Origin of the sequence: Rhodanobacter sp. KK11 (genome assembly GCF_033345435.1) — a bacterium.
GTDB lineage: Bacteria > Pseudomonadota > Gammaproteobacteria > Xanthomonadales > Rhodanobacteraceae > Rhodanobacter.
In genome coordinates this window covers 104,228-128,625 of sequence record NZ_JAWPMI010000006.1, presented here as the reverse complement: position 1 = coordinate 128,625, position 24,398 = coordinate 104,228, and the positions used below count along the sequence as shown (strand labels likewise).

Here is a 24,398-nt window from a genome sequence, read left to right as displayed (position 1 = left end):
CCGCATGACCCAGCTGTCTATTGCCCGCCACTTCCTTCTTTCCGCCTGCGCCGCCGCCCTGCTGCTCGCCGGCGCCGTGCACGCCGTTCCGGCGGCAGGCGAACAGATCCGCGTCGACGCCAGCGCGCAAGGCACGCCCTTCCCGCATTTCTGGGAACACATGCTCGGCTCCGGCCGCGCCGCGCTGGCGCTGCGCGACGACTACCGCAAGGATCTGGACGCCGTGCACCAGGCCACCGGCGTCGGCTACATCCGCTTCCACGGCATCCTCGACCACGACGTCGGCCTGGTGCAGCGCGACGCGCAAGGGAAGATTTCCTACAACTTCTCCTACGTCGACCAGATCTACGACGGCCTGCTCGAGCACGGCTTCAAGCCGTTCGTCGAACTCGGCTTCATGCCGCCGGAGCTGACCTCCGACCCTGCTGCGCTGCATCCGTTCTGGTACCACCCGAACATCGCGCCGCCGAAGGACTACGCCAAGTGGGACGCGATGATCGGCGCGCTGGCCAAACACCTGGTCGAGCGCTACGGCATCGACGAAGTCGCCAGCTGGTACTTCGAAGTGTGGAACGAGCCGAACATCGGCTTCTGGACCGGCACGCCGGCGCAGGCAAGCTACTTCACGCTGTACGACCACACCGTGCGTGCGCTCAAGGCGGTCAGCCCGCGCCTGCGCGTGGGTGGCCCCGGCACGGCGCAGGCGGCGTGGATTCCGGACTTCCTCAAGCATGCGCACGAGGCGAAGGTGCCGGTGGATTTCGTCAGCACCCACGTCTACGGCGACGACACCGCCGACAATGTGCTGCACAGCGACGAGAACGTGCCACGCCGCGACATGGTCTGCCGCGCGGTGGACAAGGTGCACCGGGAAATCGCCGCCTCGCCCTACCCGCAGATGCCATTGGTCTTCAGCGAGTACAACGCCAGCTACGCCAACCTGCCCAACGTCACCGACACCGTGTTCATGGGGCCGTGGCTCGCCAACACGATCCGTGAATGCGCCGGCAAGGTCGAGGTGATGAGCTACTGGTCGTTCTCCGACGTGTTCGAGGAACAGGGCATCGTGCGCAATCCGTTCTACGGCGGCTTCGGCCTGATCGCCGCCAACCGCATTCCCAAGCCCGCGTTCAACGCGTTCGCGGTGCTGCACAAGCTGGGCGACCGGCGGCTCGCGGTGGATTCCGACGCCGCCCTGGCGACGCGCCGCAGCGACGGCAGCTTGGTCATCGCGCTGTGGAACTACGCCCCTCCCGTCGGCGACACCGCCGGCTACACGCCGGGCAAGCCGGCCGGCGCGCCGAAGCGCTTCGACGTCGTGGTGGAACACCTGCCCGTCGCCGCCCGCGCCACTGTCTGGCGCGTGGACGCAACCCACGGCAACGCAGTCGCCGCGTTCGACCGCATGGGTCGCCCCGACTCGCCCAGCCGCGCGCAGATCGTGCAGTTGCGCGAAGCCGGCAGGCTGGCCGCGCCGCAGACGATGGACGTGCACGACAGCAAGCTCGCAATCGACGTGCCGGTGCAGGGGCTGGTGGTGATCGAGTTGCGCTGAAGCGGCTTCCACCCTGCTTCACGCTCCGGCCCGACCCGTATGCTTGCGGTCCCCTTGCGCGGGGCGGGCATTGCCCGCCCCGCCGCCGTGCCCAGCTTGCGCCTGCCGCTTCGCGCCGCCGCTCCCGCTGCGCGTGCGCGCGGCACAGTTGCTCGGCCAGCGCGCGATGGTCGGGCAGATCGTTCAAGGCGCGCCCGGCCATCTGCCGGATCGTCGCGAACACGCGCTGCGCCGCCTCCATCCGCGGGCAGGCGCCGCGCATCGGTTCGAGGCCGGCCTTGAACTCCATGCCGTACAGCACGTACTGCCAGCTGGCCGGCATGAACGTCTCCCGGTCGGTGACGAAGTTCAGACGGTGCGGCGGGCGATTTCGCCATAGCGCAAGCGGTCCTGCGCGGTCCTGCAGGGCCGGCGGGATGCCGTCGAGGTCAGTGTTGTCGATCCGGAGCGCGCTGTCGCGACGCCGCGTGAGGCAGTAATGCCATCCGGTTGAACAGGCGCGGTGCGTTCCATGTCGTCGACGTCGCCGGGCAGCAGATATCAGGCAGACGGCCAGTTCGACCAGGGCGATGCCGGTCGACTCCAGCAGCTCGACGAAGCCGCCAGCCAAGCCCACCGCCACGCAGTTGCGGCGCCAGTGTTCGGGACGCTAGCCGGTCTCGAACCTGATCTGCAGCGCCTCCAGCCCGGCGGCGCCCGCGTAACCGCGGACCACCTCTTCTGCACGAGTGACGTCGGCATGCCGCGACGAATAGACGTAACCGATGCCGCGCCGCTGCTGCAGGCCGATGTCCCCGATCCAGCCGGCTTGCTGCGCGGTGGCGCGGGTGAACGGCAGGATCGGGGCGTCCGGCCGCGGGTACGGCAACAACTCCGGGCCGCCGCTTTGCTGGCTGCGCAGGCTGGGCAGGCTGAAGGGGTGGAAGAAGCGGTCCGGACCTGGCGCGCCGGGCGGGCACATCCAGTTCACGTACTGGATGCCGTGCTTGTACGTCGCGCTGGCGCCGACCAGGAAGCGGCGCTCGTCCAGGCCGACCGCGGCCAGGGTGCCGCGGATCGACGGGAAGGTGGTCTCGCCCACGTCGAACAGGCCGATGTTCGACGATTCGACCCGCTCGACCCGGATGCTTTCCGGTGCCACGGTGTTCGACGCCTTGGCCAGATAGCAGGCTGCCGGCCAACCGGCCGCGCCGCCGCCCGCCACCAGGATCCGCTGAGTGCGCGCCATTTCCCCACCTCTCCGCCTGTTGCTGTGCAACAAGCCAAGCATCGATTTTCGCAGTAGGATCGCCCTCGATGACAGCGCTGTCATTCTATTTGACAGCGCTGTCATGCAGAGACTGCCGCATGTCCACGACCACTGCATGCCTACCGATTCGGGGAGAGGGAGAAATGAAATTACGCTACTCGGCTTTGTACGTCGCCATGACCGCCATATTTGCCTCCGGTGCCGTCCACGCTGCGACGCAGGACCCCACCCCGCAGGACACGGCGGCCAGCAGGCAGGTGAAGGATCTGGACAGCGTCCAGGTCACCGCGACCAAACGCGAGACCCCGCTGCAGAAGACCCCGGTCGCGATCAGCGCGATCAGCGCCGACTCGCTCGACAAGGAGCGGGTGATGACGGTGCAGGACATCACCCGGCTGGTGCCCGGTTTCCAGGCCACTTCGCAGGGTGATCATGGCGTGGTCACCCTGACCATGCGTGGCATCGGCAACGACAGCGCCAAGACCGAGTATGCCGATCCGGAAGTGGCGATGTTCATCGACGGCGTGTATTCGCCGCGACCGGAAGCCGCCGCCGGCCTGCTGCTCGACATCGACCGCGTGGAAGTCCTGCGCGGCCCGCAAGGCACGCTGTGGGGCCGCAACTCCACCGCCGGCGTGGTCAATTTCGAAACCGCCAAGCCGGATACCAGCGGCTTCTACGGCAATGCACAGATCGAGGCCGGCAACTACAGCCACGTCGGCACCCGCGCCACGGTGAACCTGCCGATCAGCGGCACGTTCGCGCTGCGCTTCGCGATGGCGCAGGAACAGCACGATGGCTACGTGGACTACCAGAACCCCACGCAGCAACTGCCCAGCGTGGCGCAGCAGCAGGCGAACTACCTGGCCAGCGGCGGTACCCTGGCCACGTTCCAGCCGATCAACGCCAGCAACTACGTGACCGGCGGCGACAAGTACAACGCGCAGGACCAGTCGGCAGCGCGTGTCAGCGCGATGTGGCAGCCGAACGACGCGTTCACCTGGAACCTCTCCTACGAGTACTTCCGCGACCGCGGCACGCCCGGCATGAGCCTGATGCAGCAGCCGCGCGCGGGACAGGATTTTTGGTCGGCACTGATCGACACCGCGCCCTACCTGAAGCGCGATTCGCACACGGTGCGCAGCCGGATGGACTTCAGCATCAACGATGCGATGACGTTGAGCTACGTCGCCGGCTTCAACCGCTTCTCCGGCAAGAGCAACTTCGACCAGGACAACGGTGCGCAGGTGCCGACCAGCTTCACCACCGGCGCGTCCTACCAGGCCGACCGCACCAACTTCTCCAATTACAAGAACTACAGCCACGAGCTTGACCTGAAGTCGGCCGGCGACAACACGGTCGACTGGATCATCGGCCTGTACTACGCGGCGGAGGACAACAACATCCGCTTCGACATCCCGATCCTCAACGGCACCGCGCAGGGCACCGTGGCCTGGCAGGGCTCGTTCATCCAGCCGAAGGAGACGGTGGAGACCAAGGCCTTCTTCGGCCAGGCCACCTGGCACATCAGCGACAGCCTGCGCCTGACCGCCGGCGCGCGCTGGTCCAACGACATCAAGAAGAACGAGGGCGGCCGTGGCTGGGGCTGGGCCTACGACCCGAGCGTGCCGCAGGTGCCAATCTCGCCGGACGTCGAGCCGGGCAACGTGGGCTTCAACGTCTCCACCGTCAACGACGCGAAGTACGACAAGAGCAAGGCCACCTGGCTGGCGCGGCTCGATACCGACGTGGGCCAGCACGGCCTGCTGTACGCCAGCGTGTCCACCGGCTACAAGTCCGGCGGCACCCAGGACGCCGGCACGCTGTACGAACCGGAGACGCTGACCAACTACGAAATCGGCTCGAAGTTCAGCTTCCTCGACGGGCACCTGACCTGGAACAGCGCGATCTACTACGAGCAGTTCAAGAACTTCCAGCTGGCCGCGCCGATCACCTACCCCGACGGCAACCGCGGCCTGGGCTTCTCCAACGTCAAGGGCACCACCAAGGTGATGGGCTTCGAATCGGAGCTGGCGCTGTCCGGCGAGAACGACCGCCTCAACCTGGTGTTCTCGGCGATCCCGAAGAAGGAGCTGGGCACGCTCAAGTACGCCGGCAGCAACGACTACCAGGGCCTGCCCGCCTGCGACCCGGCGTCCGGCATCAGCGCCTGCATCGACGTCAGCGGCAACGACCTGCCGCATGCCCCGAACGCCTCGCTCACCGCGATCTACGAGCACGATTTCCGCCTCTCCAACGGCGGCCGGCTCACCCCGCGCGTCTCCGCGCAGTACCAGAGCTCGCAGTGGCTGAGCACGTTCAACCTGGGCGACGGCGACAAGCAGAAGGCCTATGCCCGCGGCGACGTTTCCGTGCGCTACACCGAGCCACAGGATCGCTGGTGGGTCGCGGCCTATGTGCAGAACGTGTCCGACGGCAAGGTGCGCACCAGCGCCGGGCGCTTCGCCCTGCCTGACGGCAGCTTCATCTCCACCTCGCAGTACCTGCCGCCACGCACCTACGGCCTCACCCTCGGCGTCTGGTTCTAGCTTTCCCGCGTTTCCCCCGGCGACGGATTCCTCCCGCCGTTCGCCACTGGATGCCCCGGCAACGGGGCATCCTTTTTTATGTCCCCATCGACAAAGCGCCGTCGCAATAAACGGCAGGAGGCGAGAGCTGGCTCAGCGGCCGATCTCGCGCAGCGGGCGGCCGGCCATCAGTCTGCGTTCGATCTGCTCCAGCGTGACGCCGCGCGTTTCCGGCACCCACAGGAAGGTCACCAGGATGAACAGCAGGTTGAGCGCGGCGTACAGCCAGAACGTGGCGGCATGGCCGATGCCGTTGAGCAGAGTCAGGAAGGTCGCGCCGACGATCATGTTGGCGGTCCAGTTGACGAAGGTGGAGCAGCCGATGCCGAAGTCCCGCCCGCGCAGCGGCTGCACCTCCGAGCACAGCGTCCACACCAGCGGGCCAGCCGACATCGCGAAGCCGACGATGAATACCAGCAGCGCCGACACCGTGAACATCTGCGCAGCATGCGTGGCGGTGCCCAGGTGCATCGTCGTGCCGACCGCGCCTAGGCTGGCCGCCATCACCGCGAAGCCCACGTAGAGGATCGGCTTGCGACCGAGCCGGTCGACCAGGCCGATCGCGATGAAGGTGGCCAGCAGGTTGGTGAGGCCGACGATGGCGGTCGTCCACATCTGCGCACTGGTGCCGAAGCCCACGCTGGCGAAGATGCGCGGCGCGTAATACATGATCACGTTGATGCCGGTGAGCTGCTGCATCACCTGCAGCGCGATGCCGAGGCCGACCGAATGGCGGAAGTTCCGGTTGTGCCGGAACAGCTGCCAGCCATGCTGCGGCGACTCGAGCTGCGCCTCGATCCCGGCCACCTCGCGTCCGACCACCGCGTCGTCGCCGCGCAGGCGCGCCAGTACCGCGGTCGCCTCCTCGCGCCGTCCGCGCAGCAACAGCCAGCGCGGGCTCTCCGGCAGCAGCAGCACGCCGAGCAGGAACAGCGCGCCGGGAATGGCGATGATGCCGAGCATCCAGCGCCAGGCGCCGCTGTAGCTGAACGCCAGATCGGACAGAAAGGCGACGAAGATGCCGATGGTGATCATCAGCTGATAGGTGGAGATCATCGCGCCGCGGATCTGCTCCGGCGCCACCTCGGCCAGGTACAGCGGTGCGGTGAACGCGGCCATGCCGATCGCCAGGCCCAGCGCGAGGCGCGCGCCGATCAGCGCGCCGGGCGACCAGGCCAGGCCGCACAGCAGCGAGCCGGCCACGAACAGCAGCGCGCTGAGGATCAGCGAACGCTTGCGGCCCAGCGTCGCCGACAGCCAGCCGGCGCCGGCCGCGCCGATCGCCGCGCCCAGCATCATCGCGCCGACGATCCACTCGATCATCCGGTCGGGCACCGCGAACTCGGCCTGGATCAGCTGGGTGGCGCCGGAGATCACGCCGATGTCGAGGCCGAACATCAGGCCGGCCAGCGCGGCCAGCACGCAGGCCAGCAAGGTCGCCGTGCGGGCGCGCGAGACGGTGCCGGGCATGGCGATCGCATTCATCGCCGGCCTCCCTTCGCCGCGCAATCCAGCGTCCGATCCGCCACCGTGCCCAACGACACCTCGGTGACGGCGATCCGCTCGCCGGCACCGCTGGTCCACTCGAACGGCTGCTGCAGCCGGCTCATGTCGGCCCCGGCGTCGCGGAAGCACTTCAGCGGGATGCCCACGCGCAGCCACTGTCCGCGCGGCAGCGCGGCCAGTTGCCCGCCGACCGGCACCTCGGCACCGCAGCCGGTACCGCAACCGACCCCGATCGAGGCGCCATCGCTGGAGAGCGCATCGACCCGCAGCGTGGTCACCAGCAGCACGTCGCCGTTGGTCTCGCGCTCCACGTCCAGCGGCGCCGGCGCCACCAGCGCGGCGCGCGCCGTGCCACTGCCGGACCAGACCAGTGCGCGCGCATCCTCCTGCGCCCTGTAGTCGAACGCGCTGATGCGCAGGTTGCCGTCCGCCGTGGCGGCCGGCGTAGCGGTGACGTTCACGGCCGCGCCGTCGGCGCCGCTCAACCGCAGCGCAAACCCCTGCGCCGGCTTGCCATGGCTGAACCAGACGCCGGCCCGTGCGCTGCTCAGCTCGATCCCGGCGTCCTCCGGCAACCGGTCGGCGTGGTCGTGATCGGCGTAGGTCAGCCCGAAGCCGTAGGGAAACTGCGGCGGCTCGCCGCGCGCCGCCGCGGCCACCGGAATCTGCACCGCCGTACGCGGCCAGGCGTAGGCCAGCTTGCCGCGGAAGTCGTGCGCGACGCGGCCGTCGCGCGTGCGCAACAGCACGTCGGCGACGCCCTCGCCCTCGCTGCCCGGCAGCCATGCCACCACGAACGCATCGGCGGCGTTGATCTCGCGGTTCATCCACAGCGGCCGGCCGGTCAGGAACACCGCCACCACCGGGATGCCTTGCCCGCGCAGGCGGCGCAGCAGGTCGAGGTCGTGGTCGTTGCCGGGCCGGTACGCCAGGTTCGGCAGGTCGCCCTGGAATTCGGCGTAGGGATCCTCGCCGAACACCACGATGGCGACGTCGGGCCGCTGCTCGTAGCTGCCGTCGGGGGAAAGCTCGGCGCTGCCGCCGGCGGCCTTCACCTGCGCCCGGATGCCGGCCCAGATCGAGGTGGCGCCGGGGAAATCCGCATTGGTCAGGCCGGTGCCCTGCCAGGTCAGCGTCCAGCCGCCGTTCTGCCTGGAGATGTCGTCGGCGCCGTCGCCGGCGACCAGCACGTGCTGGCGCGGGTCGATCGGCAGCACGCCGTCGTTCTTCAGCAGCACCAGCGATTCGCGCACCGCGCGGCGCGCCAGTGCGCGATGCGCGGGACTGCCGATGACTTGCGCCGAGTCGCGCACCAGCGGGTTGCTCGACGGCAAGCCCGCCTCGAACATGCCCAGCCGCAGCTTCACCCGCAGGATGCGGCTCACCGCATCGTCGACCCGGCTCATCGGGATCACCCCGGACTTCACCTCGGCCAGCGTGTTCTTGTACAGGCCCTTCCAGGAATCCGGCGCCTCCAGCATGTCCAGTCCGGCGTTGTAGGCCACCGGGCAATCCTCGTTGCTGCAGCCGGGCACCTGGCCGTGCGCGTTCCAGTCGCCGAGCACGAAGCCGCCGAAGTCCATGCGCCCCTTCAGCACGTCGGTGATCAGCGCCTTGTTGCCGGCCATCTTCACCCCGTTCCAGCTGGAGAACGAGACCATCACCACCTGCACGCCGGCACCGATCGCCGGCGGATAACCGGCCGCGTGCACGTCGCGCAGCACCGCTTCGCTGACTTCGGCGTCGCCCTGGTCCTTGCCGCCCCTGGTGCCGCCGTCGCCGACGAAATGCTTGGCGGTGGCGATCACGTGATAGGCATCGAGGTATTGCGGCGTGCCCAGCCGGCCTTCCAGGCCTTCGATGATCGCGCCGGCGTACTGCGCCACCAGCGCCGGGTTCTGCGAATAGCCTTCGTAGGCCCGACCCCAGCGCCCGTCCTGCGGCACCGTCAGGGTAGGCGCGAAGGTCCAGTTGATGCCGCTGGCGCGCAGCTCGCGCGCGGTGACCTCGCCGATCTGGTGGATCAGCTGCGGGTCGCGCGTGGCGCCCAGGCCCACGTTCTGCGGGAACAGCGTGCTGCCGACCAGGTTGTTGTGGCCATGTACCGCGTCGATGCCGAACAGCACCGGGATCGCCGGCCGCCCGCCCGAGGTGTCCATCGACGCGCGGTAGAACGCATCGGACAACTGCTGCCATTGCGCCGCGGCAGCGGTGCGCTGCCCGTACGGCTTGGAGTTGCCGCCGGCCAGGATCGAGCCCAGACGGTATTTGCGCACGTCGTCCGGGGTCACGTACTTGATGTCGGCCTGGATCATCTGGCCCACCTTGTCTTCCACCGACATGTTCGCCAGCAGCGCCCTGACCCTGGCCTCGAGCGCGGGATCCGGCGGCAACGGCCAATGGCCTTGCGGCCACGACGCGGGGTGGACCGTGGCCGCGGTGTCCGCGGCCAGCACGAAATGAATGGGCATGCTCAGCGCGCCAGCGAGGAATGCAGTCAGGAAAACACGACACGACAACGAGGTCTGGTGGGGCGGAAATCGCACGGCAAGGCTCCAGGCTGGCGCACCGGCGGCACGCGTCTGAACCGCATACTGACAGGGATGACAGCGCTGTCAATTTGCTTCGCAGCATGAGTGTGCGGCAGGTCGGCCAACCCGGCGCCACCGAGCCGGCCAACCAGGGATTTCAGGGAACGCGGGCGGTGGAGCCGCGGATCTGCAGGACGAACGGGACCTGCACCAGCTCACCGGGCCCGCGGCCGCGCAGCACAGCCAGCAGTTGCTGGGCGGCGATCCGCCCCATGTCGCGGCTGGGCTGCCGGATGGTGGTGAGCGCAGGCCACAGCTGGCGCGCCAGCGGGGTGTCGTCGAAGCCGCACACGGAAAGGTCGTGCGGCACCTTCAATCCGTACTCGCCGGCTGCCCACATCACGCCGGTGGCCATGTCGTCGTTGGCGGCGAACACCGCAGTGGGCCGCTGCTTCAGGGCGAACAGTTCGCGTGCGGCAGTGACGCCGGAGCCGAACGTGAACGCGCCTTGCACCACCAGGGCCGGGTCCTCGGCCACCCCGGCCGCAGCCAATGCTTCGCGATAGCCGGCCAGCCGCCAGCGGCTGGCGCCGTGGTCGGCAATGCCGACGACGTGGGCGATGCGCCGATGTCCCAGGCCCAGCAGATGCTCCACGATCGCCCGTGCCGCGGCCTGTTCGTCCATCCGCACACCGATGCCGCCGTCACTCTGCGGCGACACGCTGGCATACGGCACGCCGCGTTCGCGCAGGCGTTTCAGCAGCGGCGCGTAGTCGGTGATCGGCGGCGTCAGCACCACGCCATCCGGGTGGTGGTCGGAAATCAGCGCGTCGAGACGGCGGATGAAATCGTCGCTGCGCATGCGCAGCGGGCGCACCATCATGCTGTAGCGATACGCGTCGCAGGCCTCGAGCACGCCATCCTGGATCTCGGCCAGGTAGGTCGAGGCGGGGTTGTCGTTGTTGTCGTACAGCATCGCCACCAGGAACGAGCGGTTGCCGGCCAGGCTGCGCGCCGACGGGTGCGGGCGGTAATCCATCGCCTCCATCGCGGCGCGCACGCGCTTGCGCGTGGCGTCGCTCACGTTGGCCTCGTCGTTGAGCACACGGGACACCGTTTTGGGCGATACGCCCGCCGCGCGCGCCACATCTTCGAGGCGTACCCGCATGGAATCTCCCGTGGTCGTTGCCGGTGTCGATTGACTATGCCGCCATCGCCTTGCGCTTTACAAGAACCGATCCTGCGCGGAACACACGGCGAACCGCGCCGTACGCCGGCTGCCCCGCATGAATACGTATGCAACCACTGGTTGCTGCATTGCGACGCTACCTACCATGCGGGGCTCATCCCCGCGCCGGGCGGTGACCGATGTTGCGACCGCAACATGCGGCAGATGCCGCACCGTGACATAACAGCTGCCGGAGGGCTCACGTCGATGACCAGCACGACCCGCATCCTGCTTCGCCGAACTTGCCCATGCTGGGCCTGCTGCTGACTGCGGCGCTGGCCGCCGGCGCGGGCGCGCCGGCCTGGCACGGCGGACTGGACTGGCACGGCGTGCGTGTCGACATCCGCCACGACGCGCAGCACACCTACACGCTGGCGTGGCCGTACGGCCAGCGCGTGATCGCGGCGCAACCGCTCTCTACGGAAACCGCCAGCGCGCTGTTCGACGGACTGTTCGCGATGGCGCAGGACGACCTGGCGCAGGATTCGGTCAGCGCGATCCGCGACGGCGCGTTCGACCACGGCCAGCCGATTCCCTGCCAGTGCTTCGTGACCGGCCTGAAGTGGCCGTACGTGTGGACCCGCGACCTGTCCTACGCGATCGACCTGGGCCTGTGGCGCTTCGACCCGGCGCGTTCGCGCAACGGCCTCAAGTTCAAGCTGTCCGACGTGCGCGTCGCCACCGCGCCGCAGGGCCTGTACCCGATGCAGGACACCGGCTCCGGCGGCAGCTGGCCGATCAGCACCGACCGCGTGGTGTGGTTCCTCGGCGCGCGCCACCTGCTCGACGACAAGGCCTTCGCCGACGACGTCTACCGCGCGCTCGCCGCCACCCTGGCGCAGGACTGCCAGTACGCGTTCGACGCCGGCTTCGGCCTGTACCGCGGCGAGACCTCGTTCCTCGACTGGCGCGAGCAGAGCTACCCGGCGTGGACCGCGGACGAGGTGACGTTCATCGCGCAGTCCTACGCGCTGTCCACCAACGTGCTGCATTACCAGGCGCTGCAGCTGGCCGTGCGCCTGGCCGACGCCCACCACGACGCGAAAGCCGCCGCCGGCTACCGCACCGACGCTGCAGCGCTGAAGGCGGCGATCAACGCGCACTTCTGGCGCGCCGAGCGCGGCATGTACATGAGCTATATCGGCGGCGACGGCACGCCGTACGACAGCTACGACCTGCTCGGCATCGCGTTGGCGATCGACAGCGGCGTGGCCGACGGTGAACGTGCGCGGCAGGCGCTGGCAAACTATCCGACCTGGCCGGCGGGCAGCCCGGTGATCTGGCCCGAACGCAACGACCAGCCGATCTACCACAACCGCGCGATCTGGCCGTTCGTCAGCGCCTATGCGCTGCGCGCCGCGCGTATTGCCGAGCAACCCGCGCGCATCGCCCACGAGATCGAGTCGGTGCTGCGCGGCGCCGCACTGTACGGCTCCAACATGGAGAACTACGAGCTGCTGACCCAGGGCCAGCACGTGGACGAGGGCAAGCTCAGCGGCCCGGTGGTGAATTCGCCGCGCCAGCTGTGGTCGGTGGCGGCGGCGCTGGCGGTGGTCACCGAGGGCGTGTTCGGCCTGAACGAGGACGGCAGCGTGCAACCGAAGCTGCCGACCGCGCTGGTGCCGATGCTGTTCGGCACGCGCCGCGCGATCACGCTCGACCTGCGCGAGCGGCAGATCACCCTGCAGCTGCCGGAGAAAATCAGCGGCAACCTGCTGGTCGCCGGCCGCACCCGCACGCAAGGTACGCTGACCACGGTGACGCTGAAGGCGGTGCAGGTGCCCGATCAGCCGCTGCGCACCGACGCGCCGCTGTATGCGCCGATCGCCCCCGCCGCACCGGTGGTACGCGCCGACGGCGACAACTGGCAGGTCACCACGGACGGCAAGGTACGGCTCTACCTCGACGGCCGCGCGCAGGGCGACATCGACGGCAGCGCGACACTTCCGCGGCAGCCCGGCCTGGCCTGCCTCAGCGCCACGCGGGTGGACGCACACGGCCTGGAATCGCTGCACAGCCCCGACACCTGCGTGGGCGACACCGCACAGGTTGCCGGCGGCTGGCCGCGCACGTGGACCGCGCCGGCCAGCGGCCGCTACCGCGTCGCGCTGGATTACGCCAACGATCACGGCCCGATCAACACCGGCATCACCGCCGCGGTGAAGATGCTGCAGGTGCGCTGCGCCGGCAGCGATGAGCAACGCCTGCCGATCGTGATGCCGCACAGCGTGCGCGCGCAGCGCTCCACCTGGGGCACGTTCACCGCGAAGGCCGGCAGCGCCTGCCGCTTCGCCCTCGACGACGGATTCAACATGAGCTACCTCGCCCACTTCGCGCACTACACCGGCGGTGCCGGCGGGAACTCCGGCCCCTTGAACCGCGCCGACGTGCACGCCCTGGTGATCGCTCCGCTCGCCCCCGGCCAGGACACCCCATGAAGGACAGCAGACCCTCGAACAACAAACCGGCGCTGTCGTTCTGGCAGATCTGGAACATGTGCTTCGGTTTTCTCGGCCTGCAGTTCGGCTTCGCGCTGCAGAACGCGAACGTCAGCCGGATCTTCCAGACCCTCGGCGCGGACCTGAACGACATCCCTGCACTGTGGATCGCCGCGCCGCTGACCGGGCTGATCGTGCAACCGGTCATCGGCCACTTCTCCGACCGAACCTGGAACCGGTTGGGCCGGCGCCGCCCCTATTTCCTGGTCGGCGCGGTGTTCGCCTCGCTGGCCCTGCTGTGGATGCCGAACGCACCGGTGCTGTGGATGGCCGCCGGGTTGCTGTGGATCCTGGACGCATCGATCAACGTGTCGATGGAGCCGTTCCGCGCCTTCGTCGGCGACCAGCTGCCGACGCAGCAGCGCCCGAGCGGCTACGCCATGCAGAGTTTCTTCATCGGCATCGGCGCGGTGGTGGCCTCGGCGCTGCCGTGGATCCTGGCGCAGTTCGGCGTGGCCAACGTGGCCGCGGACGGCGGCATCCCCGACACGGTGAAGTACGCGTTCTACGCCGGCGGCGCGGTGCTGCTGGGCGCCGTGCTGTGGACCATCCTGAGCACACGCGAATACCCGCCGGAGCAACTGCAGTCGTTCAGCGACAGCGTCGCCAGGCAGCCGGCGGCAGATACGTCGCAGGCGTGGCGCTGGGGCGTGCTGCTGCTGGCGGTCGGCGTCGGCGTGCTGTTCGCGATCCGGCACTTCGCGCTGGAGAAAGAGGTCTACGTGCTGGGCGCCGGACTGATCGTGTTCGGCCTGCTGTTCGTCTGGCTCAGCTTCAGCCGCGGCCGCGGCATGCTGCGCGAAGTGATGGGCGACCTCTACAGCATGCCGGTGTCGATGCGGCAACTGGCGTGGGTGCAGCTGTTCTCGTGGTTCGCGCTGTTCGCGATGTGGATCTACACCACCTCGGGCGTGACCGAGACGATCTACGGCACCACCGACGTCCACTCGGCGCTGTACAACGAGGGCGCCAACTGGGTCGGCGTGCTGTTTGCCGCGTACAACGGCTTCGCCGCGGTGGCGGCAGTGGTGATCCCGCTGATGGTGCGCCGCTGGGGCCTGCGCATCAGCCATCTGCTGAACCTGGCCCTGGGCGGCGCGGGGCTGCTGTCGTTCCTGGTCATCCGCGACCCGCAATGGCTGCTCGCCTCGATGGTCGGCGTGGGCTTTGCCTGGGCCTCGATCCTGTCGCTGCCCTACGCGCTGCTGTCGGACAACCTGCCGGCGGCGAAGATGGGCGTGTACATGGGCATCTTCAATTTCTTCATCGTGATCCCGCAGTTGCTCGCCGCCAGCGTGCTCGGCCTGCTGCTGCGCCTGTGCTTCCACAACCAGCCGATCTGGGCGCTGGCGCTGGGCGGCGCCTGCCTGCTGGTCGCCGGCCTGTTCACCCTGCGCGTGCGCGAGCCGGTCTACGCGCCACCCGCCGCCCTCGCTACCGGAAACCCGACATGATCAACCGAACCGCCCTGCTGGCCGGCGCGCTGACGCTGGCCTGCGGCTGCGCGCAGGCCGCCACGACCGCCACGCCGGAATTCGTCGGCACCGACGCGCCGTTCGCATCGAACGCGATCTACTTCGTGCTGACCGACCGCTTCGTCAACGGCGACCCGTCCAACGATCACCGTGACCAGGGCGGCGTGCACCGCACCTTCGACATCCCCGTGCCCGGCGCGCCGCCGGGCGAGAGCGCGAACATCGGCTACCTCGGCGGCGACTTCAAGGGCATTCTCGACAACGCCGGCTACATCCGCGGCATGGGCTTCGGCGCAGTGTGGATCACCCCGATCGTGGACAACCCCGACGAGGCGTTCACCGGCGGCGACCCGGTGACGTGGGGCTCGAAGTTCACCGACCGCGGCAAGACCGGCTACCACGGCTATTGGGGCGTCAACTTCTACAAGCTCGACGAACACCTGCCCAGCAAGGGACTCGACTTCCGCCAGTTCACCGCGGCGATGCACCAGGCCGGGCTCAAGGTGGTGCAGGACATCGTGGCCAACCACGGCTCACCCGCCTTCAGCATGCCGGTGCGTCAGCCGCAGTTCGGCCAGATCTTCGACAAGGACGGCAAGCTGGTCGCCGACCAGCAGAACCTGCCGCCGTACCGGCTCGACCCGGTACGCAACCCGCTGCACCGCTTCTACCACGCCTACGACGACCTGGTGCAGCTGTCCAACAACGACGACCAGAACCCCGCCGTGCTCGACTACTTCGTCGGCGCGTACGAGCAGTGGGCCGACCAGGGCGCCGACGCGTTCCGCATCGACACCATCAGCCACATGTCCACCGCATTCTGGAAGCAGTTCGCCGCGCGCATCCGCGCGAAGCACCCCGGCTTCTTCATGTTCGGCGAGGCGTTCGACTACAGCCCCGACAACATCGGCCAGTACACCTGGCCTTCGAGCGGCAGCATCAGCGTGCTCGACTTCCCGCTTCGCGGGCGTCTCGCCGAGGTGTTCGAACACCCCGGCAGCGACTACGCGCAACTGCTCGACCGCCTCTACCTCACCAACGGCCCGTACCAGAACCCGTACGAGCTGGTCACCTTCTACGACAACCACGACATGGCCCGCCTCGCCGCCAGCGACGCCGGTTTCATCGACGTCAACAACTTCCTGTTCACCGCGCGCGGCATTCCCGCCATCTACTACGGCTCCGAAACCGGCTTCGAACGCGGCAGGGCCGAGCACCAGGGCAACCGCAACTACTACGGCCAGCAGCGCATCGACGCGGCATCGAACAGCCCGATCTACCGCCAGCTCAAGCGCATCGCCCAGCTGCGCGAAAACACCCCCGCCCTGCAACGCGGCCTGATGCTGCCGCTACGCTTCGCCGGCAACCAGGCCGCGTTCTATCGCGTGTACCAGCAAGGCGACGTGCACCAGATCGCGCTGGTGCTGCTCAACAAGGGCGACGTCGCCGCGCAGTTCGACATCGGCGACTACCTGCAGGCCGGCCGCTGGACACCGGCGCTCGGCGGCAGCGCGATCGACGTGCCCGCAGGCGGCCACTTGCGCGCCAGCGTCGCCGCGCACGACGTGCAGGTCTGGCTGCTGGATGCGGCGGCCACCCGTCCCGATCTGGTCGCCGAACTCACCCGGCTGATGCAGGAGCGCGGGCATCCTGAGCGCTGATTCGCCCAATCAAACACTGCCGGATTAGGCTGCTGGATTAGACGGCCTGCAGGAAGCTAACGCCTTGATTCTTGGAGTGTGCAACGGCAAAACAGCCCCAATGGCACGGGATAGGCTGTGGGATTAGACTGCAATTTGAAATCTACTTAGCGTTATGCGCCTAAAAAACAACTTCGCAAATTGAGGTCATGAATTGAGCGTCACACGTGTACTCGACAAGACCAGCAGTTTAGGCGCGCTGGTTTCTGCAATGTCCTGCGCCGGCTGCTTTCCCGTGCTGGGGTCGTTGGGCGCCGCCATCGGCCTCGGCTTCCTCGGGCAGTACGAGGGTTTTCTGTTTCACAAGCTGCTGCCCGGCTTGGCGGTGCTCGCGCTCTTGGTAAACGCCTGGGCGTGGTATCGGCATCGCCAGCTCGCGCGCGGCTTGCTCTCGGTGCTTGGCCCGGTCGCTGTATTGGTTGCGCTGCTGGTGGTCTGGAGCCAAGGCTGGAGCATCTACATGTTCTACGCAGGCATTGCGCTCATGCTGTTCATGTCAGTCCTAGATCTGCTTCGTCCCGTCAAGGTGCCAACGTGTCGCGTGTCGAGCTAGAGTCAGTTATTACCTGTCCGGAGTGTGGTGCCACCGCGCAGGAAACCATGCCAACCAATGCGTGCCAGTGGTTCTACGAGTGCAAGGCGTGTCACGCTTTGCTCAAGCCGCTCCCCGGAGACTGCTGTGTTTTCTGTTCATACGGTTCGGTCAAGTGCCCACCAATCCAGCAAGGGAGTTCTTGCTGTGGCGGCGGCGCATAACAACTCGGTCAACCGGACGCAAATCTCGCTACGCGGTCTTTGCGCCGGTTACCTCGGGCGTTAGGCATCAAACACACAGGGGGCACAACATGGCTGGCATGCTTCAAATTCTGACGTATCTGCTCGCCTTTTATCTCGTAATCAAGGGTGTCGAGGTCTTGCAAATAGGGCTCGCTTCCAATCGTCAATCTCGCGCCGGATTGGTTACGTTTGGGGCTCTCGTATTGGCTGCGTGCATCGTCGCCGCTTTTGCCTTTTGCTACATGCAAGATCAACAGGCGATTTCTCTTAGCCACGGCATGGGCTCGCCGTAGCATGATACCTAACGGGGCACTCCAGCCGACCGCCCAACCGCTACGCGGTTCGACGGCAGCTGAGTTTTGGCGTTAGGCGCCTATACAGGAAAAATCGCATGCCTAGCCCGCAGTACCTGATTGCCCACGCGTGCTTTGGCTGCCGCAAGAGCTTCAAGGTGGCTCCGCGTCCTGACTACGTTGCCATCTGCCCAAACTGCGGAGGCACGCTTCATGAGATGGGTCGCTCATTCAAGGCGCCACCTGCAAAAGACTTGGAGCAATGGGCAAAAGTACAAGCCTTGTTTGCCGCAGGCTTCCGCTTCTTCAGCTATCGCAGCACTTCAGGGCCGTCTCTGCCCAACAGACTCGCGGACGTAGAGGCTTTCATTCGTGACAATCCGGCGCATCCACTTCGAGTAGCGGCGCCTAACCAATCGTTCAAGGCGGACGGCTCCGCCGCCGCTTAACTCCAGCGTTAGGCCGTCTGGGAGCAGGTATTGAACAAGTCTGTTGCTAGCTCGTTGCTCGCGATGCACGCCCTCGGTAACGTAGCCGCGTTCATGTCCAACCCCGACTATTATCTGTGGGCATCCTTCTCTGTCGTTTCCCTTGCGATTTGCTGTTTTCTGGTCAATCGGCAAACCGCCAAGCTGCTAGCGCTCTCGTATCTCGCAATCGGCCTATATAGCTTCGTCGTTGGCCTCGCCTTCTTTGACCATGGGCAGCTCAAAGGTGCCGGCGTCGCCGCAATCGTTCTGATTTTTCCCGCAGTGTTCTACGTGGTCTATCGGGTTTACTCATCCAGCCCGCGCGCAGGTAGCGTAACCTCCGGCGTGGCCTAACATCTCCTTAGGAGACTTCCCGTCAACCCCGGGCGCATGATGCTTTTGCCCTGAGCTTTCGGGCGACTGCTGGTGGTCGTGTTTGTCCTTTGTTGCTTGCTGCTTTGTCAGTGGGATGCGGCGTCGAACGTTGCCAGACTGCATTTCCTTAGACGGTCTTGTTGAGCCGGTGATGCTGGCTCGGACCAGGGTATAAACCGCGCCCGGAGACCTCATTCGTTCAGCGGTGTCGTCGGTGCTCGGGGATCGGCCGAAGCACGTTTGGACGTCCAGAATGTTAGTCAGGTTCTCTCCGGGTGGGTCTGACCCGTTGTTGCCGCGTGGCGCTGACGGTGAATCGAAAGCAAGGGCTCCTCAGGCGAGCTGGGCGGGACGATGCGTCGGGTGGTGCTGACTGGCGCAGGGGTCGTAGTCCACCTCGTGGGTCAGCATCACCCACAACTGGCGTGCATGCTTGTTGGCAATGGCGACCAGTACCTTGCCGAACGGCAGCCGCGCGGCCAGGGAGCAAATCCAGCGTTGTTCGGGCGTGGCCCTTTCCGGGGCGACGGCCTTGGCCCGCTGCAAATCCGCAGGGCCAGGCCTTGTCTTGATACATCATCACCTGCACAACCCAGCCGCAAGGTCAGGTCTTGTTTTGATACACCACCTACGCAATGCGACTGACGGTGTGGCGGCGCAAGCGGAGAAACTACGCCAGGGACGTTTTCCCGGCGCCGTCCGCGCGACCAGGCAACGGAACATCGGTGCCGATGCCTGGTCGAGGTTATGCGCATCGGCCGCCCTTAGGAGATTCCGTTGCCCGCCATACGAAAAGCCAGCCGCCGCGACGCCGGACCGCTCTCCCGGCTTGCTGAAACCACGTTCCGAAGCACTTTCGGTGCCGTGAACACGGGCGAGGACATGGACCTTCATTGCCGCACCAGTTACGGCGAAGCCATCCAATCCGGCGAGATTGCCGACCCGCACATGCTGACCCTGCTGTGCGAAGGCGACGAAGGGCTGGCCGGGTTTGCCCAGCTGCGCTGGGGCGATGCCCCGGATTGCGTCCTGGCCCAGTCCCCCGGCGAGATCCGGCGGCTGTACGTTGCCGATGCCTGGCACGGCAAGGGGATCGCGCAGGAACTCATGCACGCCTGCATCGAAGAAATGGAAGCACGCGGGTCGGACGTGATCTGGCTGGGCGTATGGGAGCACAATCTACGGGCGATCGCGTTCTACCGGAAATTCGGCTTCGTCGAGATCGGCGAGCACGTGTTTCCCCTGGGCAGCGATCCACAGCGGGACATCGTCATGGCGCGACCCGTCGCGGGTTCGCCATCGGGCCGCTGACCACAACGCCAAAATCGGGAGATCCGCCATGAACTACAAGGGAAGCTGCCATTGCGGCAAGGTCGCCTTCGAGGTGGAAGGCGAGATCGACAGCGCGCTGGCTTGCAACTGCTCGATCTGCCAGCGCAAGGGTTCGCTGCTGTGGTTCGTGCCGCGCGAGAAGCTTCACCTGCTCACGCCCGAGGACGCGGCCAGCAGCTACACGTTCAACAAGCACGTCATCAAGCACCGCTTCTGCCCGACCTGCGGCATGCATCCGTACGGCGAAGGCACGGACCCGAAGGGCAACGCCGTGGCTGCCATCAACATCCGCTGCATCGAAGGCATCGACCTGGCGGCGATCCCGGTCACGCATTACGACGGCCGTTCGCTGTGACGCCGCAGGGCCTCGGCCCTGCCTTCCGCACAACCACGCGCAACGCACCATCCAGTGAGGTGGACCCATGCGGCACCTGATCACCTTCGCCATCCTGCTCGCGGCCGTCGCCGCCTATGCCGTGGGCCTCGGCCCGTTGTTCTTCGGCGCGCCGCTGCTCGGCAGCGTGCTGGTACTTGCCGGCGTGCTGTTCGAGCTGGCGTTCTGGTTGCGGCTGTTCCGCCGGGCGCCATCGAAATAAGCCGGCGGCCACTTCCGGGCGCACGCTGATCGCTTGCGCCCGCTCCACGGATCCGCCGCCATGGGCCACGCCGTCTCCAACCTCGCCGAATTGCTGCGCTCGATGCAGCCCGTGCTGAATCGCGGGGTGTACGCGTTCGCCACGCTGCCCGCAGGCCGTGTGCCGGACCGGCTCGTGCCGATCGCCACGTTCCGCGAGCGCGAGGGACTCACCCTGATCGTCGAGGAGCCACAGGCGCAGGATGCCGGGCTGGCGGTGCTGTTCCGCGCCGCATGGATCACCCTCAGCGTGCACTCCGACCTGCACGCAGTCGGCCTGACCGCCGCCGTGGCGACGGCGCTGGCCGAGGCGGGCATCAGCTGCAACGTGGTCGCCGCCGCACATCACGACCACCTGTTCGTACCCGTCGAGTCGGCCAGCCGGGCGATCGCCGCCCTGCAGGCGCTGCAGGAACGCGCGGGTCCGGAACCCGGCACGGCCTGAGCCGGGCTCCGCGAACGCGCTACGCGTGTCCGCGGCCGAAGCACTCCTCGGCCTGCTGCACGGGCAAGGCCGGGCCAAGGTGGTTGCCCTGCAGTTCGTCGCAGCCGGCGGCGGCGAGGAAATCCGCCTGTTCTCCGCTCGCCACGCCTTCGGCGGCCACGTCCATGCGCAGTTCGTGCGCCACCGCGATGATGGTGCGCACGATCGCTGCATCGGCGGCGTCCGCCGGCAGCGAGCGCACGAACGCCTGATCGATCTTCAGCTTGTCGATCGGGAATTGCTTGAGGTAGGCCAGGCTGGAGTAGCCGGTGCCGAAATCGTCCAGCGACAGCCGGATGCCCAGCGCCTTCAGCTCGGCCAGCGTGCGCTGCACGCGCCACACGTTCTCCATGAACGAGCTCTCGGTGATCTCGATGTCCAGCATCGTCGCCGGCACTGCATGCCGCTGCAGCGCCATCTCGACCTGTGCTGCCAGGCCGGGGCGCTGCACCTGCTGCGCCGACAGGTTCACCGCAATGGTGAAATCGCGATGGCTTCGGTCCCGCCACGCCCGCAGCTGCCGACAGGCCGCGTCGAGCACCCACGCGCCGATCTCGGGCATCAGGCCCAGCGCTTCGGCGATCGGGATGAAGCGGGTCGGCGGAACCGGGCCGAGTTGCCGGCTGTTCCAGCGCAGCAGCGCCTCGAAGCCGGTCAGCCGACGATCGGCCGCGCGATACTGCGGCTGGTAGTGCAACTCCAGCTCGCCGTGCCGGACCGCGTTGCGCAACTGGTTGCCCATCACCAGGCGGTCTTCCAGGTCGTGCATCTGTTCGGCCGAGAACCTAGATACCCGGTCGCGCCCTTCGCGCTTGGCCTGGTTCATCGCGGCCTCGGCGCGGCGCAACAGGTTGTTCGGGTCGGTGCCGTGGTCAGGCGAATGGCTGATGCCCACGCTGGCGGTCAGCAGCAGGCGATAATCGCTGCCCTCGACCGGCTCGGCCACGGCGGTGCGCAGGCGCTCGGCCAGCGCCTGCGCGCCGTCCGCCGTCAGCCCGGTCGCCGTCACCACGAACTCGTCACCGGCGAACCGGGCGACCTGGCCCTGCCCGCCCAGCGCCGCCTGCAGGCGCCCGGCCAGCCGCCGCAGCACGTCGTCGCCAGCCAGGTGGCCGACCGATTCGTTGACTCCCTGGAAGCGGTCCAGCCCGATCACCAGCACCCAGACCGGCGCCGTCGCATTCTTCAGCATGGCCCGCAGCGCCTGCCCGAGCAGCAGATGCTGCGGCAGGCCGGTGACCGGGTCATGGCTGGAGGCGTGGGCCAGTTCGGCCTCGACCCGCCGTCGCTCGGTGATATCGCGCGCCACCGCGTAGAGCAGCCCGTCGGGCGCGGCGAAGGAGACCCACTCCAGCAGGCGTTCGCTGCCATCGCGGCAGCGACAGCGGTTGACGAACTCGTACACCCGCTCGCCGGAGCGGTCCCGCACCAGCATCGGGTCGGAGTCCTCGCCGGGGTCCTGCGGCGACAGGAATTCGCGGTAAGGGCGCGAGATCAGCTCGCTGGCGCCGTAGCCGGTAAGGCGTGTCAGTGACGGATTGAACTGCAGCAGCCGTTCGGCCTGCGGGTCGAGGATGCAGAAGATCTCCTGCGACATCTCGAAGAAGCGGTTGCGCTCGCGCAGGCGCGCGACCAGGCGCTCGCTCTCGATCGCGATGCCGGTGATCGGCAGCATGCGGTCGATGCTGTGCAGCTCCTCCTCGCGCGGCTCGCGCGGCTCGCGGAAATACACCGCGAACGTGCCCAGCACTTCGTTGTGGCTGCCGAGCACCGGCGTCGACCAGCAGGCCCTGAGGCCATGCGCCAGCGCCAGTTCCCGGTAGTTCTCCCAGTACGGGTGGCTGGCGATGTCGGCCACCACCACACGCTCGCCACGCCACGCAGCCGTGCCGCAGGAGCCCTGCGCCTCGCCGATCTCCATCCCGTGCACGACGCGGTTGTATGCATCCGGCAGGCTGGGTGCGGCGCCATGCAGCACGTGCCGGCCGTCGTCGTCGAGCAGCAGCAGCGAGCACAACGTGCCGGGGTTCATCGTCTCGTGCAGGCGGGCGATCCGCTCGAGGCTTTCCGCCAGCGGCCGCTGTGCCGCCACCCCCTCCAGGATCTCGTGCTGACCGGCCTCCAGTTGCTCGGCGCGCTTGCGCTCGGTGACGTCGCGGAAATAGATCGTCAGCCCGTCCGCCGACGGGTAGACACGGTTCTCGAACCAGCGGTGGTATGGCGGGTAGAACGTTTCGACCTGCTGCGGGCACTGCTCGGTCATCGCCTTTTCGCAGGCGAGACGGAACGGCGGCACGACGCCTTCCGCAAACTCCGTCCAGATGTGCCGGCCGATCAGCTCCTCCGCCTTGCGGCCGAACAGCTCGCAGGCGGTCGCATTCAGGTAGGTGTAGCGCCAGTCCCGATCCAGCGCGACGCAGGCGTCGGTGACCCGCTCGAATACCTGATGAAAATCCAGTTCCAGCCGGGGGTTGTCCATGGCAAGCGTCCGTCATGCAGGCGGCTACGGCAGCCGGAAAACAGATTAGGCGATCTTGCGTGAAGGCGATAGCGGCGCCGCACCGCGCTCAGCGCAGGCTGGAACGGCGCACCACCAGCTTCACCGGCAGCACTTCGCTGTCGGCCGGCTCACCGCGGATCAGGGCGAGCAGGCTGTCCACCAGCACTTCGCCGGCCTGCTTGGTGTCCTGCAGTACGGTGGTCAGCGGCGGGTTGGCGAAGCTGGCCATGGGAATGTCGTCGAAGCCGGCCAGCGCCACGTCCTGCGGCACGCGCAGGCCGTGGTCGGCGAGCGCGCGCATGGCGCCGATCGCGATCAGGTCGCTGGCGGCGAACACCGCGTCGAAGCCGGCCTCGCGCAGGATCAGGTTGCGCATTGCCTCGTAACCGGAGCGCTCGGTGCTCTCGGCGTTTTCCTGCAGCACCGGATCCACCTCCACTCCGGCCTGCTGCAGCACGTCGACGTAGCCGCGGTAGCGCCCGAAGAATTCCGGGTAGTGGCTGGAAGCGTCGCCGAGGAAGGCGATGCGGCGGCAGCCGCGCTCCAGCAGATGTCCGGCCACCGCCTGGCCGCCGCGGAAGTTGTCGCAACCGATCGACACGCCGGGCTGGTCCGGCAGCACCGCGCCCCAGCGCACGAAGCGGGTGCCCTGGGCGACCAGTTTCTCCAGCTTGTCGGTGTAGGCCAGGTAGTCGCCGTAGCCGAGCAGGATCAGGCCGTCGGCCTTCTTGCTGTCGGCGAAGTCGGCGTGCCAGTCACGCGAGAACTGCTGGAACGAGATCAGCAGGTCGTAACCCTGCAGCGCGCAGGCGCGGGTGATCGAGCCGAGCATCGACAGGAAGAACGGGTTGATGTGCGACTCGTCGGCGGTGGGGTCCTCGAAGAACAGCAGCGCCAGCGTGCCGGCATGCATCCGGCGCAGATTGGAGGCGTTCTTGTCGACCTTGTAATTGAGCTGCTCGGCGGCGGCCTGGACGCGCCGCCGGGTTTCCTCATTGACCAGCGGGCTGCCGCGCAGCGCGCGCGACACCGTGGCCTGGGATACCCCGGCCAGATGGGCGATGTCGATCGAAGTGGCTTTTCCCTTCATCCGCAGCCTGATCCGGAGTCCACCTGCTGCCCGGCGCGATGCCGGCGACACCGAATCCTAGCCGGTTTGCGCACCGCCTGTCGTATGCGCCTGCCGCGCCTCGCGGCAGGCGC

General features: G+C 67.5%; 19 protein-coding genes and 2 pseudogenes. 14 read left to right on the top strand and 7 right to left on the bottom strand.

The window, feature by feature from the left end; all coding sequences use genetic code 11:
• Positions 1–4 precede the first annotated feature (4 nt).
• Positions 5–1,555, top strand: a complete 1,551-nt coding sequence (locus R5H19_RS17355; protein ID WP_318160314.1) for a glycosyl hydrolase family 39 — start codon at positions 5–7, stop codon at positions 1,553–1,555.
• 556 nt (positions 1,556–2,111) lie between these two features.
• Here R5H19_RS17355 and R5H19_RS17350 read toward each other — a convergent pair.
• A pseudogene (locus R5H19_RS17350) lies at positions 2,112–2,783 on the bottom strand (tryptophan 7-halogenase); the annotation flags it as partial.
• A gap of 164 nt (positions 2,784–2,947) precedes the next feature.
• Between R5H19_RS17350 and R5H19_RS17345 the strand changes: the two are divergent.
• A complete protein-coding gene (locus R5H19_RS17345; RefSeq protein WP_318160313.1) occupies positions 2,948–5,353 on the top strand; it encodes a TonB-dependent receptor in 2,406 nt (801 codons plus the stop codon).
• Between the two features lie 132 nt (positions 5,354–5,485).
• On the opposite strand, the gene R5H19_RS17340 is transcribed toward R5H19_RS17345, so the two are convergent.
• The 3 genes from R5H19_RS17340 to R5H19_RS17330 form a co-directional block, all read right to left on the bottom strand.
• Positions 5,486–6,877: a sugar porter family MFS transporter gene (locus R5H19_RS17340; RefSeq protein ID WP_318160312.1), complete on the bottom strand. Its 1,392-nt coding sequence runs from the start codon at positions 6,875–6,877 to the stop codon at positions 5,486–5,488.
• Positions 6,874–9,369, bottom strand: a complete 2,496-nt coding sequence (locus R5H19_RS17335; protein WP_318160311.1) for an exo 1,3/1,4-beta-D-glucan glucohydrolase — start codon at positions 9,367–9,369, stop codon at positions 6,874–6,876. Before R5H19_RS17335 ends, R5H19_RS17340 begins: the two co-directional genes overlap by 4 nt.
• A 217-nt stretch (positions 9,370–9,586) precedes the next feature.
• Positions 9,587–10,597 carry a LacI family DNA-binding transcriptional regulator gene (locus R5H19_RS17330; RefSeq protein ID WP_318160310.1) on the bottom strand — a complete coding sequence of 337 codons (1,011 nt, stop codon included), beginning with the start codon at positions 10,595–10,597 and terminating at the stop codon, positions 9,587–9,589.
• Positions 10,598–10,905: 308 nt separating this feature from the next.
• On the opposite strand from R5H19_RS17330, the gene R5H19_RS17325 reads away from it, so the two are divergent.
• The 8 genes from R5H19_RS17325 to R5H19_RS17290 all read left to right on the top strand — a co-directional run bounded on the left by R5H19_RS17325 (position 10,906) and on the right by R5H19_RS17290 (position 18,224).
• Entirely contained in the window at positions 10,906–13,095 is a 2,190-nt protein-coding gene (locus R5H19_RS17325; protein ID WP_318160309.1) for a Six-hairpin glycosidase-like protein, read from the top strand.
• Positions 13,092–14,609 carry an MFS transporter gene (locus R5H19_RS17320; RefSeq protein WP_318160308.1) on the top strand — a complete coding sequence of 506 codons (1,518 nt, stop codon included), beginning with the start codon at positions 13,092–13,094 and terminating at the stop codon, positions 14,607–14,609. Before R5H19_RS17325 ends, R5H19_RS17320 begins: the two co-directional genes overlap by 4 nt.
• A complete protein-coding gene (locus R5H19_RS17315; RefSeq protein ID WP_318160307.1) occupies positions 14,606–16,291 on the top strand; it encodes an alpha-amylase family glycosyl hydrolase in 1,686 nt (561 codons plus the stop codon). The genes R5H19_RS17320 and R5H19_RS17315 overlap by 4 nt, the downstream gene beginning before the upstream one ends.
• 193 nt (positions 16,292–16,484) lie before the next feature.
• A complete protein-coding gene (gene merC / locus R5H19_RS17310) occupies positions 16,485–16,883 on the top strand; it encodes an organomercurial transporter MerC (protein WP_318160306.1) in 399 nt (132 codons plus the stop codon).
• Entirely contained in the window at positions 16,865–17,086 is a 222-nt protein-coding gene (locus R5H19_RS17305; RefSeq protein ID WP_318160305.1) for a GDCCVxC domain-containing (seleno)protein, read from the top strand. The genes merC and R5H19_RS17305 overlap by 19 nt, the downstream gene beginning before the upstream one ends.
• 89 nt (positions 17,087–17,175) lie before the next feature.
• Positions 17,176–17,400, top strand: coding sequence for a hypothetical protein (locus R5H19_RS17300; protein WP_318160304.1), 225 nt, complete (start codon positions 17,176–17,178; stop codon positions 17,398–17,400).
• Positions 17,401–17,498: 98 nt separating this feature from the next.
• Positions 17,499–17,849: a hypothetical protein gene (locus R5H19_RS17295; protein WP_318160303.1), complete on the top strand. Its 351-nt coding sequence runs from the start codon at positions 17,499–17,501 to the stop codon at positions 17,847–17,849.
• A 30-nt stretch (positions 17,850–17,879) separates the two neighbouring features.
• Entirely contained in the window at positions 17,880–18,224 is a 345-nt protein-coding gene (locus R5H19_RS17290; RefSeq protein ID WP_318160302.1) for a hypothetical protein, read from the top strand.
• 354 nt (positions 18,225–18,578) lie between these two features.
• Here R5H19_RS17290 and R5H19_RS17285 read toward each other — a convergent pair.
• Positions 18,579–18,797: pseudogene (locus R5H19_RS17285) on the bottom strand (IS110 family transposase); the annotation flags it as partial.
• A 225-nt stretch (positions 18,798–19,022) separates the two neighbouring features.
• On the opposite strand from R5H19_RS17285, the gene R5H19_RS17280 reads away from it, so the two are divergent.
• The 4 genes from R5H19_RS17280 to R5H19_RS17265 all read left to right on the top strand — a co-directional run bounded on the left by R5H19_RS17280 (position 19,023) and on the right by R5H19_RS17265 (position 20,656).
• A complete protein-coding gene (locus R5H19_RS17280; RefSeq protein ID WP_318160301.1) occupies positions 19,023–19,556 on the top strand; it encodes a GNAT family N-acetyltransferase in 534 nt (177 codons plus the stop codon).
• A gap of 28 nt (positions 19,557–19,584) precedes the next feature.
• Complete coding sequence (locus R5H19_RS17275) at positions 19,585–19,932, top strand: GFA family protein (RefSeq protein WP_318160300.1); 348 nt, start codon at positions 19,585–19,587, stop codon at positions 19,930–19,932.
• A gap of 67 nt (positions 19,933–19,999) precedes the next feature.
• Positions 20,000–20,173, top strand: coding sequence for a glycosyl transferase family 39 (locus tag R5H19_RS17270; protein WP_318160299.1), 174 nt, complete (start codon positions 20,000–20,002; stop codon positions 20,171–20,173).
• Between the two features lie 60 nt (positions 20,174–20,233).
• Positions 20,234–20,656, top strand: a complete 423-nt coding sequence (locus tag R5H19_RS17265) for an ACT domain-containing protein (RefSeq protein WP_318160298.1) — start codon at positions 20,234–20,236, stop codon at positions 20,654–20,656.
• A 19-nt stretch (positions 20,657–20,675) separates the two neighbouring features.
• Here R5H19_RS17265 and R5H19_RS17260 read toward each other — a convergent pair whose 3' ends face one another.
• Positions 20,676–23,174: an EAL domain-containing protein gene (locus R5H19_RS17260; RefSeq protein ID WP_318160297.1), complete on the bottom strand. Its 2,499-nt coding sequence runs from the start codon at positions 23,172–23,174 to the stop codon at positions 20,676–20,678.
• 88 nt (positions 23,175–23,262) lie between these two features.
• Entirely contained in the window at positions 23,263–24,285 is a 1,023-nt protein-coding gene (locus tag R5H19_RS17255; protein ID WP_318160296.1) for a LacI family DNA-binding transcriptional regulator, read from the bottom strand.
• Positions 24,286–24,398 lie beyond the last annotated feature (113 nt).